Source organism: Streptomyces sp. Y2F8-2 (genome assembly GCF_014905555.1).
In the GTDB taxonomy this organism is placed as follows: Bacteria; Actinomycetota; Actinomycetes; order Streptomycetales; family Streptomycetaceae; genus Streptomyces; species Streptomyces cynarae.
On the sequence record NZ_BNGS01000001.1, the window covers coordinates 747,213 to 761,597 of the forward strand.

General features: G+C 72.4%; 13 protein-coding genes. 10 read left to right on the top strand and 3 right to left on the bottom strand.

All coding sequences use genetic code 11. The features are described 5' to 3' along the window. The first annotated feature begins 1 nt into the window (after position 1). The 7 genes from SY2F82_RS03365 to SY2F82_RS03395 all read left to right on the top strand — a co-directional run bounded on the left by SY2F82_RS03365 (position 2) and on the right by SY2F82_RS03395 (position 6,680). Positions 2 to 841 carry an ABC transporter permease gene (locus SY2F82_RS03365; protein WP_374707116.1) on the top strand — a complete coding sequence of 280 codons (840 nt, stop codon included), beginning with the start codon at positions 2 to 4 and terminating at the stop codon, positions 839 to 841. Then, entirely contained in the window at positions 817 to 1,551 is a 735-nt protein-coding gene (locus SY2F82_RS03370) for an ABC transporter ATP-binding protein (RefSeq protein ID WP_200417392.1), read from the top strand. The genes SY2F82_RS03365 and SY2F82_RS03370 overlap by 25 nt, the downstream gene beginning before the upstream one ends. Further along, positions 1,548 to 2,891 (top strand): LLM class flavin-dependent oxidoreductase, encoded by a 1,344-nt coding sequence (locus SY2F82_RS03375; protein WP_200417393.1) that lies wholly within the window; start codon positions 1,548 to 1,550, stop codon positions 2,889 to 2,891. Before SY2F82_RS03370 ends, SY2F82_RS03375 begins: the two co-directional genes overlap by 4 nt. Before the next feature lie 11 nt (positions 2,892 to 2,902). Further along, a complete protein-coding gene (locus SY2F82_RS03380; RefSeq protein ID WP_200417394.1) occupies positions 2,903 to 3,793 on the top strand; it encodes a TauD/TfdA family dioxygenase in 891 nt (296 codons plus the stop codon). Between the two features lie 121 nt (positions 3,794 to 3,914). Then, positions 3,915 to 5,291 (top strand): amino acid permease, encoded by a 1,377-nt coding sequence (locus SY2F82_RS03385; protein WP_200417395.1) that lies wholly within the window; start codon positions 3,915 to 3,917, stop codon positions 5,289 to 5,291. Between the two features lie 133 nt (positions 5,292 to 5,424). After that, positions 5,425 to 6,426, top strand: a complete 1,002-nt coding sequence (locus tag SY2F82_RS03390; protein WP_200417396.1) for an NAD(P)-dependent oxidoreductase — start codon at positions 5,425 to 5,427, stop codon at positions 6,424 to 6,426. 23 nt (positions 6,427 to 6,449) lie between these two features. Continuing rightward, positions 6,450 to 6,680 (top strand): hypothetical protein, encoded by a 231-nt coding sequence (locus tag SY2F82_RS03395; protein ID WP_200417397.1) that lies wholly within the window; start codon positions 6,450 to 6,452, stop codon positions 6,678 to 6,680. 95 nt (positions 6,681 to 6,775) lie between these two features. Here SY2F82_RS03395 and SY2F82_RS03400 read toward each other — a convergent pair whose 3' ends face one another. Further along, positions 6,776 to 7,438: a DsbA family protein gene (locus SY2F82_RS03400; RefSeq protein WP_200417398.1), complete on the bottom strand. Its 663-nt coding sequence runs from the start codon at positions 7,436 to 7,438 to the stop codon at positions 6,776 to 6,778. Positions 7,439 to 7,600: 162 nt separating this feature from the next. Here SY2F82_RS03400 and pepN point away from each other — a divergent pair, with 162 nt between their 5' ends. Both pepN and SY2F82_RS03410 read left to right on the top strand, forming a co-directional pair. After that, positions 7,601 to 10,210: an aminopeptidase N gene (gene pepN, locus SY2F82_RS03405; protein WP_200417399.1), complete on the top strand. Its 2,610-nt coding sequence runs from the start codon at positions 7,601 to 7,603 to the stop codon at positions 10,208 to 10,210. A 236-nt stretch (positions 10,211 to 10,446) separates the two neighbouring features. Then, positions 10,447 to 11,499, top strand: coding sequence for a hypothetical protein (locus SY2F82_RS03410; protein ID WP_200417400.1), 1,053 nt, complete (start codon positions 10,447 to 10,449; stop codon positions 11,497 to 11,499). A 103-nt stretch (positions 11,500 to 11,602) separates the two neighbouring features. Here SY2F82_RS03410 and SY2F82_RS03415 read toward each other — a convergent pair whose 3' ends face one another. Continuing rightward, positions 11,603 to 12,832, bottom strand: a complete 1,230-nt coding sequence (locus SY2F82_RS03415; RefSeq protein ID WP_200417787.1) for a glycosyltransferase — start codon at positions 12,830 to 12,832, stop codon at positions 11,603 to 11,605. Between the two features lie 237 nt (positions 12,833 to 13,069). Between SY2F82_RS03415 and SY2F82_RS03420 the strand changes: the two genes are divergently transcribed. Beyond that, positions 13,070 to 13,639: a GNAT family N-acetyltransferase gene (locus SY2F82_RS03420; protein WP_200417401.1), complete on the top strand. Its 570-nt coding sequence runs from the start codon at positions 13,070 to 13,072 to the stop codon at positions 13,637 to 13,639. Positions 13,640 to 13,686: 47 nt separating this feature from the next. Here SY2F82_RS03420 and SY2F82_RS03425 read toward each other — a convergent pair whose 3' ends face one another. Beyond that, the gene (locus SY2F82_RS03425) at positions 13,687 to 14,160 is read right to left on the bottom strand and encodes an NUDIX hydrolase (RefSeq protein ID WP_200417788.1); all 474 of its coding nucleotides are present in this window, start codon (positions 14,158 to 14,160) and stop codon (positions 13,687 to 13,689) included. Positions 14,161 to 14,385 lie beyond the last annotated feature (225 nt).

Sequence of the window (14,385 nt, forward strand, 5' to 3'; positions counted from 1 at the left end):
CGTGACCGCGACCACGGCAGCCCTGGCGGCGACGGCCGCCGAGGAACTCCCCCAGGTCCGCCGGCGCCGCCGGCTCTCCCCCGGGCGTCAGCTGCCCGCCGCCCGGCTCATCGGCCCGCTGCTGCTCCTCGTCCTGTGGGCAGCCGCCTCGGCCGCCGGAGCGCTCGACCCGGGGGCCGTCCCGGCGCCCTGGACGGTGCTGAGGACGGCCGGCCACCTGTGGACGGACGGCACGCTGTCCACGGACGTGCTGACCTCGCTGAAGCGGGCCGCGTACGGCTTCGCGATCGGCCTGACCGCGGGCGTGCTGCTGGCGCTCGCCTCGGGGCTCAGCCGGGTGGGGGAAGCGCTGATCGACGGAACCGTGCAGCTCAACCGGGCGATCCCGACCCTCGGTCTGATCCCGCTGTTCATCCTCTGGCTGGGCATCGGCGAGACCTTCAAGATCGCCATCATCGCGATCGTCGTCTACATCCCCATCTACCTGAACACGCACTCCGCACTGTCCGGCATCGACAGCCGGTACGTCGAACTCGCCGAAGTGCAGGGCCTGTCGAGGTTCACCTTCATCCGGCAGGTGGTGATCCCCGGCGCGCTCCCCGGGTTCTTCGTGGGGCTCCGGCTCGGCGTGACCGGCTCCTGGCTGGGCCTGGTGGTCCTGGAGCAGATCAACGCCACCAGCGGCCTCGGCTACATGATGTTCCAGGCGCAGAACTACGGCCAGACCGACGTCATCCTGGTCGGCCTGCTGATCTACGGCGTCTTCGGCCTGGTCTCCGACAGCGTGGTCCGTCTCATCGAACGGAGGGTGCTGTCGTGGCGCCGCACACTGAGCAGCTGACCCGGCCCGCCGTCCGGCTGCGGGGCCTGACCCGGTCGTTCGACGGCCGTACGGTCCTCGACGGCATCGACCTCGACCTGCCCGCAGGACAGTTCACCGCCCTGCTCGGGCACAGCGGCTCGGGCAAGTCCACCCTGCTGCGGGCCGTCGCCGGACTCGACCACGGGGTGGCCGGAAGGGGGCAGCTCACCGCGCCCGAGCGGGTCTCGGTGGTCTTCCAGGACTCCCGGCTGCTGCCCTGGCGCCGGGTGCTGGACAACGTCCTGCTGGGCCTGGACGGCAGCGACGCCGAGGAACGCGGCCGGGCCGCCCTCACGGAGGTGGGCCTGAAGGGCCGCGAGCGGGCCTGGCCGGGCGAGCTGTCCGGCGGTGAGGCCCAGCGGGCCGCGCTGGCCCGCTCCCTGGTCCGCGAGCCCGAACTCCTGCTGGCCGACGAGCCGTTCGGGGCACTGGACGCACTCACCCGGATCAAGATGCACAACCTGCTGCGCGAGCTGTGGAAGCGCCACCGGCCCTCCGTGCTGCTCGTGACCCACGACGTGGACGAGGCGATCGTGCTCGCCGACCGCGTCCTCGTCCTGGACCAGGGCCGTATCGGCCTCGACCTGACCATCGACCGCCCGCATCCGCGCTCCTACCGCGAGCCGGTCCTGGGCGAATACCGCGAGCGGCTGCTGGCCGCCCTGGGCGTCACGGAGGACCATCAGTGACACAGAGAAGGCTGCACCTGAACGCGTTCCTGATGAACACCGGTCACCACGAGGCCTCGTGGCGGCTCCCGGAGAGCGACCCCTACGCGCACGTCGCCCTCGCGCACTACGTCGACCTGGCGCGGACCGCCGAGCGCGGCACCTTCGACTCCCTCTTCCTCGCCGACGGCCCCCAGCTGTGGAACAACCTCGCCCAGCGGCCGGCCGGCGCCCTGGAACCGCTCACCCTGCTGACCGCGCTGGCGACGGCCACCGAGCACATCGGCCTGATCGCCACCGCCTCCACCTCCTACAACTCCCCGTACAACCTGGCCCGCAAGTTCGCCTCGCTGGACATCATCAGCGGGGGCCGCGCGGGCTGGAACATCGTCACCACCGCGGGCGCCGAGGCCGCGCGCAACTTCGGCCTGGACGCCGAGCCCGCGCACGCCGAGCGCTACGCGCGCGCCGCCGAGTTCCTCGACGTGGCCCTCAAGCTCTGGGACAGCTGGGAGGACGACGCCATCGTCGCCGACAAGGCGGCCGGAGTCTGGGGCGACGACAGCAAGATCCACCCGCCCCGGCACAAGGGGAGGTACTTCAGCGTCGCCGGCGCCCTCAACGTGCCGCGCACCCCGCAGGGTTACCCGCTGCTTGTGCAGGCGGGCTCCTCGGAGGACGGGAAGCGGTTCGCGGCACGGTACGCGGAGGCGGTGTTCACCGCCCAGCAGACCATCGAGGACGCGCAGGCCTTCTACGCCGACCTCAAGTCCCGCACCGAGCGGGCCGGACGCGACCCCGACCACGTCAAGGTGCTGCCCGGCATCGTCCCCGTGCTCGGCTCTACCGAGGCCGAGGCCAGAGCCGCCGAGCAGCTCCTCGAGGACCACATCGTCCACGACCACGGGGTGGGCCGCCTGGAGAGCCTGCTGCACCTGGAGCCCGGGACCCTGGAGCTGGACGCCCTGCTCCCCGCCGACCTGCCGCCCGAGTCCGCCATCGAGGGCGCCAAGAGCCGCTACACGCTCGTCGTGGAGCTGGCCAGGCGCGAACGGCTGACCGTACGGCAGCTGATCGGGCGGCTCGGCGGCGGGCGCGGGCACCTCACCTTCGCAGGGACCCCCGAACAGGTCGCCGACCAGATCGAGACCTGGTTCACACAGGGAGCCGCCGACGGCTTCAACATCATGCCCGCGGTGCTGCCCTCCGGCCTGGAGGCGTTCGTCGAGCACGTCGTGCCGATCCTGCGCGCCCGTGGCCTGCTGCGCACGGAGTACGGCCCCCGCCAGACCCTGCGGGAGCGCTACGGCCTCCCCCGCCCCGCCAACCAGTACCTGACCCCCGCACTCGCCACCGCCTGAAAGGACCCGCCATGTCCATCGAGATCACCAAGGTCACCGCACGCATCGGCGCCCGGGTCTCCGGAGTCGACATCACCAAGCCGCTCGACCAGGAGCAGGTCACCGCCATCCGCGAGGCCCTGAACGCCCACAAGGCACTCGTCTTCGACGCCGGAGACCTGGACGACGAGGGCCAGCAGGCCTTCGCCCGCCGGCTGGGCGACCTCACCACCGCCCACCCGACGGTCGGCGCCGTCGAGGGCGCCCCGAACGTGCTGCCCGTGGACAGCGAGCGGGGCCGCGCCAACCACTGGCACACCGACGTCACCTTCGTCCTCAACCCGCCGCAGGCCAGCACCCTGCGCTCGATCACGATCCCGCCCTACGGCGGCGAGACCCTGATCGCCAACGCGGCGGCGGCCTACCGCGACCTGCCGGAGCCGCTGCGCCGCCTGGCCGACACCCTGTGGGCCGAGCACACCAACGACTACGACTACGCGGTGCCGGAGGAGGAGATCGACGAGGAGAAGGCCGCCCAGCGCGCCCAGTTCACCTCGATCAAGTACCGCACCGCCCACCCCGTCGTCCGCGTCCATCCGCTGACCGGGGAGCGCGGGCTGTTCATCGGCGGTTTCGCGCAGCGGATCGTGGGCCTGTCGGTCGGCGAGTCCCGCAAGATCCTGGAGCTGCTCCAGGCGTACGTCACCCGTCCGGAGAACATCCTGCGCCACCGCTGGGCCCGGAACGAGCTGGTGCTCTTCGACAACCGGATCACCCAGCACTACGCCATCGACAACTACGACGGGCAGCCGCGCCGGCTGCACCGGGTGACCGTCGCCGGTGACGTCCCGGTCGGCGTCGAGGGCAAGGAGAGCTACTCGATCGAGGGCGACGCCTCGCACTACACGCCGGTCGCCGCGTAACCGGAAGGTCACCCGCCGTACATCCGGCGTCCGGATAGTGGGCAGCCTCTCCGTCCCACCGGAGAGGCTGCCCACACTGTGGGCGTTTTGCCCCTTCTCACGTACGGGACGAGCACCGCCCATGCCCAGCACCACCGTCGAGACGCCGCCGACCGACGACGTCTCCCTCTCCCACGGCCTCAAGCAGCGCCATCTGTCGATGATCGCCCTCGGCGGGGTGATCGGCGCCGGCCTGTTCGTCGGGTCCGGCGCGGGCATCGCCGCCGCCGGGCCGTCGATCGTGATCGCGTACGCCGTCTCCGGTCTGCTCGTCATGCTGGTGATGCGGATGCTCGGCGAGATGTCGGCCGCCTATCCGTCGTCGGGCTCCTTCTCCGCGCACGCCGAGCGGGCCATCGGCCCCTGGGCGGGCTTCACCGCGGGCTGGTCGTTCTGGGTGCTGCTGTGCACGGCGGTCGGCCTGGAGGGCATCGGCGCCGCGAAGATCGTCACCGGCTGGCTGCCCGGCACCCCGGAATGGGCGTGGGTGGCGCTGTTCATGGTGGTCTTCTGCGGGGCCAACCTGGCCGCCGTGAAGAACTTCGGCGAGTTCGAGTTCTGGTTCGCCGCGCTGAAGGTCGGCGCGATCACCCTGTTCCTGGTGCTCGGCGTGCTGGCGATCGCGGGCGTACTGCCCGGCACCGACTCCCCCGGCGCCTCGCACCTGACCGACTTCCTGCCGCACGGCAGCGAGGGCCTGGTCATCGGCCTGCTCGCGTCGGTGTTCGCGTACGGCGGCCTGGAGACCGTCACCATCGCGGCGGCCGAGTCGCAGGACCCGGTCAGGGGTGTGGCGAGCGCGGTGCGTACGGCGATGTGGCGCATCGCGGTGTTCTACGTCGGCTCGATGGCGGTCATCGTCACGCTGGTCCCGTGGAACGCGAAGGAGGTCGTCGAGAAGGGCCCGTACGTGGCCGCCCTCGACCACCTGGGCATTCCGGGCGCCGGGCAGCTGATGAACGTGGTGGTGCTGGTCGCGCTGCTGTCCGCGATGAACGCCAACATCTACGGCTCCTCGCGCATCGCGTACTCGCTGGTGGAGCGCGGCCAGGGCCCGAAGGCGCTGGGCAGGGTCTTCGGCGGCGTCCCGCGGATCGCGGTGCTGGTGTCCTCGGTCTTCGGGTTCGTGTGCGTGGTGCTGAGCTACTGGCGGCCGGACGACGTCTTCCCCTGGCTGCTGAACATGATCGGCGCGGTGATCCTGGTCGTCTGGGTCTTCATCGCGGTCTCGCAGCTGCGCCTGCGCCGCCGCCTGGAGCGGGAGACGCCCGGCAGGCTGGTCGTGCGGATGTGGGCGTTCCCCGTGCTGACGTGGCTCGCGCTGGCCGGCATGGCGGCGATCTTCGTGCTGATGGCGCGGCAGCCCGACACCCGTGTTCAGCTGTACTCGACGGGCGGGATGACCCTGTTCCTGGCGGCCGTCGGCTACGTCTGGCAGCGGGCGCGCGCCGAACGCTGACGCCGGGAGCGCCGCGTGGCGGTCCCGCGCGCTCCTCTTTCCGTCGCACGTGGGATTGACGGTCCGCCACCTCGGGATCACCCTCGGTCGACAAGCCGTTCCCACGAGGGGACGGGGACGGGAAGGGGAGCCGATGGAGTCGACCGACCCGGTACGTGTGGTGGCCGCGGGTGACCGCTTCGTCGTGCCGTCGCTGATCACGGCGGCCATACACCACGAGATGGACGAACATCCCTGCGAAGTACGGGAGTTGGAACTCCCGGAGGGCGCGGGCGACGCCGAGGAGGAGCTGATCAAGGCGCTGGCGGACGCCGAGGTCCTCGTCACCCGCGGCGGTCCGGTCACCGAGCGGGTGCTGGCCGCCGCACCGGAGCTGCGGCTGGTGGTCGTGTGCCGGGGCGGCCCGGTGAACGTCGACCTCGATGCGGCCAAGGCGCACGGCGTCCGCGTGTGCCGTGCGCCCGGCGGCGAGGCGGCGGCCACCGCCGAGTTCACGCTCGGCCTGATGCTGGCCGCCCTGCGCCGCATCCCCGAGGCCCACGCATTCCTGACCCGGCAAGGGAGGTGGCAGGGCCCCGCGTCCCTCACGTACGAGCACGCCGGCCCGGAGCTGGAGGACCTGCCGGTGGGCCTGATCGGTCACGGCGCGGTGGGCAGCCGGGTCGCGCGGGCGCTGTGCGCGTTCGGGGCACGGGTGATGGTCTACGACCCGTATGTGCGCGGCGAGGTGCACGGGCTGCGGATCGGCTCGCTCGACGACCTTCTGCGCCGCTCCCGTGTGATCACCCTGCACACCCCGCTCACCTCCGGGACCCGGGGCCTGATCGGGGCCCGGGAGCTGGCCCTGCTGCCGCGCGGCGCGGTGGTGGTGAACGCGGCGGACGGGGAGCTGCTGGACGAGGACACGCTGTGCGACGCCCTGGAGAGCGGGCAGCTGTCGGCAGCGGCCCTCGACACGTACGCGCACGAGCCGCTGCCGCCGGACTCCCGGCTCCTCGCTCTGGCACAGCGGCTGGTGCTGACCCCGCGCCTCGGCGGGTCGAGCCGTGCGGCGGCCGAGAAGGCGGCCGGGATCGCGGCGGAGGAGGTGGGCCGCTGGGTGCGCGGGGAGCCCCCGGCGCACGCCCTGTCGTGATCGGTCACAACGAGGAGACAGCCATGACCTACCGGGCATACCGGCGGTGTCCCAACTGCGGAGACACCATGCAGGACTTCCGGGAGCTGGAGGGGGACGAGGAGAAGGCGGCGGCCGAGGAGGCCCTCCGACCGGTCCTTGAGGGCCACCCCTTCGTCGCGAAGGACTACCACCGCTGCGCCCGCCCCGGCTGCCGGCGGATCCAGCGCAAGGACCACTGGAGGACGGGGGCGACGTTGCCGGAGGAGTCCTAGTGCCCCGACAGGCACGGAACACGGGAAAGGGCGCCGCACCGGCCGTGGCTGCGGCGCCCTGCCCACCCGGCCTCAGCGGCACCCGGAGGTGAGGACTACAGGTTGCTGAAGTCCGGCCCCTTCGTCCGCGTCCGCTTGATCTCGTAGAAGCCCGGCACCGACGCGACCGCCAGCGTCCCGTCCCAGAGCCTCGCCGCCTCCTCGCCCTTCGGCGCCGGAGTCACCACCGGCCCGAAGAAGGCGATCTGCTCCCCGTCCGGGCCCGGCACCGCGATCACCGGCGTGCCCACCTCCTGGCCCACCTTCTCGATGCCCTCCTTGTGCGAGGCGCGCAGCTGCGCATCGAACTCGAAGTCCTCCTGCTCGGCGTAGTCGATCAGGTCGGCGGGCAGACCGACCTCCTCCAGCGCCGCCGCGATCGCCTCGAGCGTCGGGCCCTCGTCCTGGTTGTGGAAGCGCGTGCCGAGGGCGGTGTACAGCGGTCCGAGGACGTCCGCACCGTGCTTCTGCCACGCCGCCGTCACCACCCGCACCGGCTTCCACGCCTTGGTCGCCAGCATCTCCCGGTACTCCTCGGGCAGCTGGTCGATCCTGTCCTCGTTGAGCACCGCCAGGCTCATGATGTGCCAGCGCACCTCGATGTCCCGGACCTTCTCCACCTCCAGCACCCAGCGGGAGGTCATCCAGGCCCAGGGGCACAGCGGGTCGAACCAGAAGTCGACGGGGGTCTTGCCGGAAGCGGTCGCGGTCTCGGACATGGCTCTCCTCGGAAACGTGGACGTTCAACCGGCAACAACCGGTGCACCGCCCGGGTCATTCCCTCGCACGTGCCTGCCGTATTCCCTGCTGCCCCGGGTCAGGGGCGCATGGCAGGATCGGTCCTGTCCGTGCCACCCAGCAGCCGCCAAGGAGTGCCGCCCGTGCCCGGTGAGAACCTGTCCCGCGACGAGGCCCAGGAGAGGGCCGCCCTGCTGTCCGTCGACGGGTACGACGTGTCGCTCGACCTGCGCTCCGCCGTGGGCGAGGCACCCGGCAGCGCGGACGAGCCGCGTACCTTCCGCTCGGTCACCACGATCCGCTTCCGCTGCGCCGAGCCGGGCACGTCGAGCTTCGCCGACCTGATCGCCCCGAGCGTCACCGCGGTGTCCCTCAACGGCAAGGACCTCGACCCCGGCGAGGTCTTCGACGGCACCCGCATCCTGCTGGAGGACCTGGCCGCGGAGAACGAGCTGGTGGTCGACGCCCAGTGCGCCTACTCCCGCACCGGTGAGGGCCTGCACCGCTTCGTCGACCCGGAGGACGGCGAGGTCTACCTGTACACCCAGTACGAGCCCGCCGACGCCCGCCGCGTCTTCGCGAACTTCGAGCAGCCCGACCTCAAGGCCCCCTTCCGCTTCGAGGTCCGCGCCCCCGAGGGCTGGACGGTGTGGAGCAACGGCGTCGGCGAGAAGCACGACGGGGTGTGGCGGTTCGCGGAGACCAAGCCGATCTCGACGTACATCACCTGCGTCGTGGCGGGCCCGTACCACTACGTCACCGACACCTACACCCGCACCCTCGACGACGGCACGACCCTCGAGATCCCGCTCGGCGCGATGTGCCGCAAGGGCCTGGCCCGGCACTTCGACGCGGACGACGTCTTCCTGATCACCAAGCAGGGCCTGGACTTCTTCCACGACCACTTCGACTACCCGTACCCGTTCGGCAAGTACGACCAGGCGTTCGTGCCCGAGTACAACCTCGGCGCCATGGAGAACCCGGGGCTCGTGACCTTCACCGAGGAGTTCGTCTTCCGCGGCAAGGTCACCCAGGCGTCCTACGAGCGCCGGGCCAATGTGATCCTGCACGAGATGGCCCACATGTGGTTCGGCGACCTGGTGACCATGGCCTGGTGGGACGACCTGTGGCTGAAGGAGTCCTTCGCGGACTTCATGGGCTCGTTCTCGCTGGTGGAGGCGACCCGGTTCACGAGCGGCTGGATCACCTTCGCCAACAACCGCAAGGCATGGGCGTACCGCGCCGACCAGCTGCCCTCCACGCACCCGATCACGGCGGACATCCGCGACCTCCAGGACGCGAAGCTCAACTTCGACGGCATCACCTACGCCAAGGGCGCGTCCGTACTGAAGCAGCTGGTGGCGTACGTCGGGCGGGAGGCGTTCCTGGAGGGCGCGCGCCGCTACTTCAAGCGGAACGCGTACGGCAACACGCGCCTGACCGACCTGCTGTCGGTGCTGGAGGAGACGAGCGGCCGGGACATGGCGTCCTGGGCGCGCTCCTGGCTCCAGACGGCGGGCGTCAACTCCCTGACTCCGCAGGTGCTGCTGGGTGAGGACGGGCGGATCGCGGAGCTGTCGGTGCTCCAGGAGGCGGCCGGCCCCGCCCATCAGTCGGCTCCGCCGACGGGCATCCAGGAGCTGCGCCCGCACCGGGTGGCGATCGGCCTGTACCGCACCGAGGGCGACGCGCTCGTGCGGTACGCGCGCGCCGAGGTGGACGTGCACGGTCCGCGGACGGTCGTCGGTGAACTGGCGGGCGCCGGGACGCCGGAGCTGGTCCTGGTCAACGACGACGACCTCACCTACTGCAAGATCCGCTTCGACGACACCTCGCTGGAGACCCTGAAGGACCGTCTCGGCGACATCACCGACCCGCTGGCCCGCGCCCTGTGCTGGTCGGCGCTGTGGAACCTGACCCGGGACGCTCTGCTGCCGGCGCGGGACTTCGTCGACCTGGTGCTGCGGTTCGCCGGCCGGGAGTCCGACATCGGCGTGCTGCAGATGCTGCACACCTGGGCCGACTCGGCGCTGACGCACTACGCGGCGCCCGCGTGGCGAAAGACGGGCGGGCGGCTGCTCTCCGAGGGCGCGCTGCGCGAGCTGCGGCAGGCCGAGCCGGGCAGCCAGCACCAGCTGACCTGGGCGCGGTTCTTCGCGGCGGTGGCGTTCCAGGAGGCCGATCTGCGGCTGCTGCGGGGGCTGCTGGACGGCACGGACAAGATCGACGGGCTGGAGGTGGACCAGGAGCTGCGCTGGGCGTTCCTGCGGCCGCTGGCGGCGCACGGGGCCGCCGACGAGTCGGTGCTCGCCGCCGAGCTGGCCCGCGACGACACGGCCTCCGGCAAGCGCCACCAGGTCCGCTGCCTGGCCTCGCGCCCCTCGGCCGCGGTCAAGGCGCAGGCGTGGGCGCAGGTCGTCGAGTCCGACACGCTGTCGAACGCGCTCGTCGAGGCGACCATCGCGGGCTTTGTGCAGCCCTCCCAGCGGGAGCTGCTCGCGCCGTACGCGGAGAAGTATTTCGCGGCGATCGGGCGGGTGTGGGCGGAGCGGTCCATCCAGATCGGGATGCACGTGGTCAGGGGCCTGTTCCCGGCGCTGCAGGACTCGCCGGAGACGCTGGAGGCGACGGACGCATGGATCGCCGCGCACGAGGACGCCCCGCCGGCGCTGCGACGGCTGGTGCTGGAGGCGCGCGACGACCTGGCACGCGCCCTGCGGGGGCAGGCCTGCGACGCGGCGGCGGCCGGCTGACACCGGGGGACGGCGGTTGGCGGGCGGCTCGCCGGGCCGGAGACGGCGATGGACGGGCGCGGCGGGACGACGGTGACGAAATACGAGTATCGGAACCCGTAACCTGCCGCGTCCCCCGTCCGGACCAGCCTCTTTCGGCAGTCGAACGCACGTACTTTAGCGCCGTGTTGTCCGCATTTGTCGACAGACGTGTAACAGCGGTTAGAGGGCGCACCGGGGGCGGGAAACCCGGGATCATGAACCACAACACCCCGCTCTCCCCCCGCCCCCTACGCCATCTGTCCGATGTGCAGCGCCGGGTGCTGACCACCGCCCAGCTGCGCGCCCACGGAGTGACCGCCGCCGAGACCACCGGGAAGTGCAGGCCCGGCGGCCCCTGGCAGCAGTTCCTGCCCGGCGTGTACCTGCTGCACCCCGGCCCGCCGACCTCCGAGGAACGCCTGCACGGGGTGCTGCTCTACGCGGCCCGTTCCTCGCTCGCCGACCCCGTGCCCGCGGTCCCGGCCCAGCCCGGCGCGGGCGCCCCGCACGGCCCGCTGCCGTACACGGACGCGATGGTCACCGGTCTGGCCGCCCTCGCTCTGTACGGCTTCGCCTCCGTGCCCGGACTGTCGTCACTCGAGAAGATCGACGTCCTTGTGCCGCGGACGCGCCGGCTGCGCAGCACCGGCTGCGCCCGGCTGGTCCGCACCCCGTCGCTGCCCGACCCGCGACTGGTGACCGGCGTGCCCGTCGCCCCGGTCGTACGCGCCCTGGCCGACGCGGTGGCGGAGGTACCGGACGCGACTGTGGTGCGCCGCCTGCTGACCGAGGCGGTCCGCGACGGACACTGCGAACCGGCCGCGGTGGTACGGGAGTTGAACCAGGCGCGGCTGCTGAGCCGCCCGCACGTGGTGGACGCCGTGGACGCGCTGCTGGCGGAGAGCCGGGCGGTCGCGGAGGACCGCCTGTACCGGATGGTGCGCGAGCACGGCCTGCCGGACCCGGTCTGGAACGTGGACCTGAGGCTGCCGGACGGCCCCTACCTCGGCGGCCTGGACGCGTACTGGCCCGAGCAGGCGGTGGCGCTGGAACTGGACACCCGCGCCCCGCGCCACGACGAGGACGCGCTGTGGTCGGAGTACGCCCGCAAGCGCGAGCAGCTGGAGCGGCTCGGCATCACGGTCGTGTACCTGACGCCGAAGAAGCTGCGCGACTGTCCGGAGCAGCAGGCGACGGTGGTCCGTACGGCGCTGATGGCGTCCCTGGACCGGGAGCCGGCCGCGCCGGTGGAGGTGCTGCCCCGGTGACGGACCGGGGTGACACGAGGAGGGGAGAGGAGGGGCCGCCGACAGGTGCCGGCGGCCCCTCCTCGTGTGCGGGTCCGGTTCGGCCCGGGGACGCCGGTGACCGTCAGAGCGGGTCAGGGAGGGGCGGTTCGGGGAGCGCGGGCTCCCGCTCCGGCGCGGTGGGCCTCATCGCCTGCGCGTGGACGCGGTCGATGAGGTCGGCGTACGCGGCGATCATGCGGGTGCGGCTGAAACGCTCGCGGCTGCGGGCGAGGACGGGCGCGAGGTCGGGGCGGGCGGCGGCGGCCTCGGTCCAGGCCCGGGCGATCACCTCGGGATCCGGCGGGGTGAGGTGGCCGTGCCCGGACACGATCAGCGCGCTGTCCCCCACGTCCGTGGCGACCGGGACCGCCCCGCACATCATGCCCTCGATCAGGCACAGCGGGGCCGCCTCCCCCCAGGACGAGGTCAGCGCCACCACGTCGGAGGCGGCGTAGACCGTCTCCATGTCGCGCCGGACGCCCAGCGCGTGCAGCCGTTCGGTGAGCCCCGTGTCGCCGCCGAAGGCCTCCCGGATGTCGGCGGCCAGCCCGGGCTGGTCCCCGGTCATGCCCGCGCCGCACATCAGCACGTGCCCGGCGGGCTCACGGCGCAGCCAGGCGTGCGCGGCGCGCAGGAACAGCGGGACGTTCTTCATGGCGTCGTAGCGGGCCGCGAAGACGACGACCGGGGCGGTGTCGGGGATACCGAGCGCCTCCCGCATGCGAAGGCGCCGGCCCGGGTCGGGCCGGAACCGGAGCAGGTCGACCCCGTTGGGGATGACGTGCAGCAGCTCGGCCGGGATCCCGGCGGCCCGGTAGGCCTCCCGGGTGGACTCGGCGCAGCAGACGCAGGCGACCACGGTGCCGTCGGCGATGGCGGCCTTCAGCTCGGCGAGCGCCCCGCCCTGGTTCTCCGGGTCGGAGCGGTGCAGGCAGACGATCACGGGGCGGCGTGGCAGGCCCCCCTGGTTGAGCAGGCCGAGCGGCTGCTCCTTGAGCGACAGGACGACGTCGGCCCCGGCCATCGCCCGTGCCGTCTCCGCCAGCTCCGGCCCGCTGAAGACGGCCGGATCGACGGCCGGGACCCCGCTCAGCCCGAAGGTACGGCCCAGGGACGCGACCTCCACCCCGGCCGCGGTCAGCGACCGGTAGCAGGCGTCGTCCCGCATGGTCTGCCGGGTCGCCTCACGGAGCACTTCCCCGTGGACGCTGAGCACCCGGTGGTGCTGGCCGCCTTCGCGCAGCCCCAGGACGACGTCGCTGTGGAGGATCCGGGCGCCCCCGGAGAAGAAGCCGTCGTAGACCGACAGCACGCGCAGCTCGTGCCTTACGCGCACGTGACCACCCGCCTTGCACAAGTGTCGAACCATCCCCGTGAACAGCGGGTTGGTCGCTATGAGGCGGCACAAATGTTTCGAACGGATGAACACCGCGTCTCATGTCCGGGTCGACTGGGTTACGCCGTAATTCGTCGGTCTTGTGCACCCTGATCCAGGGGCACACCGCATTTTCGGTGGCCAGGGGCCGGCGGCCGATGTGACGATGAACCGATGACCGAGCCGATCACTGTGACCACGGAGGACGGGCGCCGGTACACCGTCCGCGAGGCCACACCCGACGACGAGCCGGGCGTGACGTCCCTGTTCGAGGCGAGCACGGAGTACTTCGAGGCGGCCACCGGCCTGCCCTCGGGCCCCGCCGATCTGCAGAGCCTGTACTACAGCCTGCCGCCGGGCGCCGACTGGCAGGACAAACGGATCCTGGTCGTGACCGAGGGCGCCGACGGCCCGGTGGTGGGGATCGTCGACGCGGTGCTGCGCCACCCGGACCCGGACGCCTGCGCGGTGGGCCTGTTCCTGCTGCACCCCTCCCTGTGGGGCGCCGGAGCGGCCCGGCCCCTGGCCACCGCACTGCTGGACCGCACGGCCGCCTCGGGCACGGCCCGGGTGACCGCGACGGTGCCGTCGGACTGGGACCGGGGCCGCCGCTTCCTCGCCGCGCTCTCCTTCCGCTTCACGGGCCCGGCCTCACAGGGCCCGACGACCGCGAACCGCTCGACGGGGCCACGGGAGCCGGTGGTGGAGAGGGCGGAGCTGGTGCTGGCACCGAAGGCCGGGTGACGGCACCGGAGGACGGGTGACGGAGGCCCGCCCCTGATGAGGCGCGGTCACTCTTCGAGCGCCTCCTGGGGAAGGGGAGGAGTCCCGAGAACTGCGAGGTGTCCGTCGGCCGGCCGTTCGCGCCACAGCCGCAGCGCCACGTCGACGAGCCGTACCCGGGTCAGTCCGGGCACGGCGTCCAGGTCCTGCCAGGCGGCGAAGTCCGTGGAGCCACCCACCTCGTACCGGAGTTCGCCGCCGACGATCTCTCCCTCGTAGATCAGCCGCAGCGCCTGGTGGTCGGTGGCGGGCTCCAGGCCGCGGCGCCGGAAGAGGTGGCGGCGGGAGTCGACTCCGAGGAGGCCGGTCACCCGGATCCGGTAGCCGGTCTCCTCGGTCACCTCGCGGCGGACGGTGTCGTAGGGGTCCTCGCCGTGCTCCATGCCGCCGCCGGGCAGCACCCACTCGGGGGTGCCGTCGGGGCCCGGCGAGCGGGCGAGCAGGAGTTGTCCGTCGCGGACGCACACGGCGTAGGCCGCCACCCTCAAATTCCGTCGCACATACGGACGTTAGCGCGCCGAGGCGTGGTCGGCCGGTGCGTTTCCAGGCCGGGGGTCGGCGCCGCGGCCGCCCGCGGCGGCGGCGCGAAGGCGGCCCGTCACCCGGGGTGCACACGCGTGGGCCGAGCCGCGCGGCGGCGGCGCGAAGGCGGCCCGTCACCCGGTGCGCGCACGCGTGAGCCGAACCGCTCCGCTACGCGCGTAGGG

Excerpts from the sequence above, each read along its gene's own strand:
- SY2F82_RS03380 (WP_200417394.1), top strand. The coding sequence starts at position 2,903 with ATGTCCATCGAGATCACCAAGGTCACCGCACGCATCGGCGCCCGGGTC.
- SY2F82_RS03390 (WP_200417396.1), top strand. The coding sequence starts at position 5,425 with ATGGAGTCGACCGACCCGGTACGTGTGGTGGCCGCGGGTGACCGCTTC.
- SY2F82_RS03410 (WP_200417400.1), top strand. The coding sequence starts at position 10,447 with ATGAACCACAACACCCCGCTCTCCCCCCGCCCCCTACGCCATCTGTCC.
- SY2F82_RS03420 (WP_200417401.1), top strand. The coding sequence starts at position 13,070 with ATGACCGAGCCGATCACTGTGACCACGGAGGACGGGCGCCGGTACACC.
- SY2F82_RS03385 (WP_200417395.1), top strand. The coding sequence starts at position 3,915 with ATGCCCAGCACCACCGTCGAGACGCCGCCGACCGACGACGTCTCCCTC.
- SY2F82_RS03395 (WP_200417397.1), top strand. The coding sequence starts at position 6,450 with ATGACCTACCGGGCATACCGGCGGTGTCCCAACTGCGGAGACACCATG.
- SY2F82_RS03400 (WP_200417398.1), bottom strand. The coding sequence starts at position 7,438 with ATGTCCGAGACCGCGACCGCTTCCGGCAAGACCCCCGTCGACTTCTGG.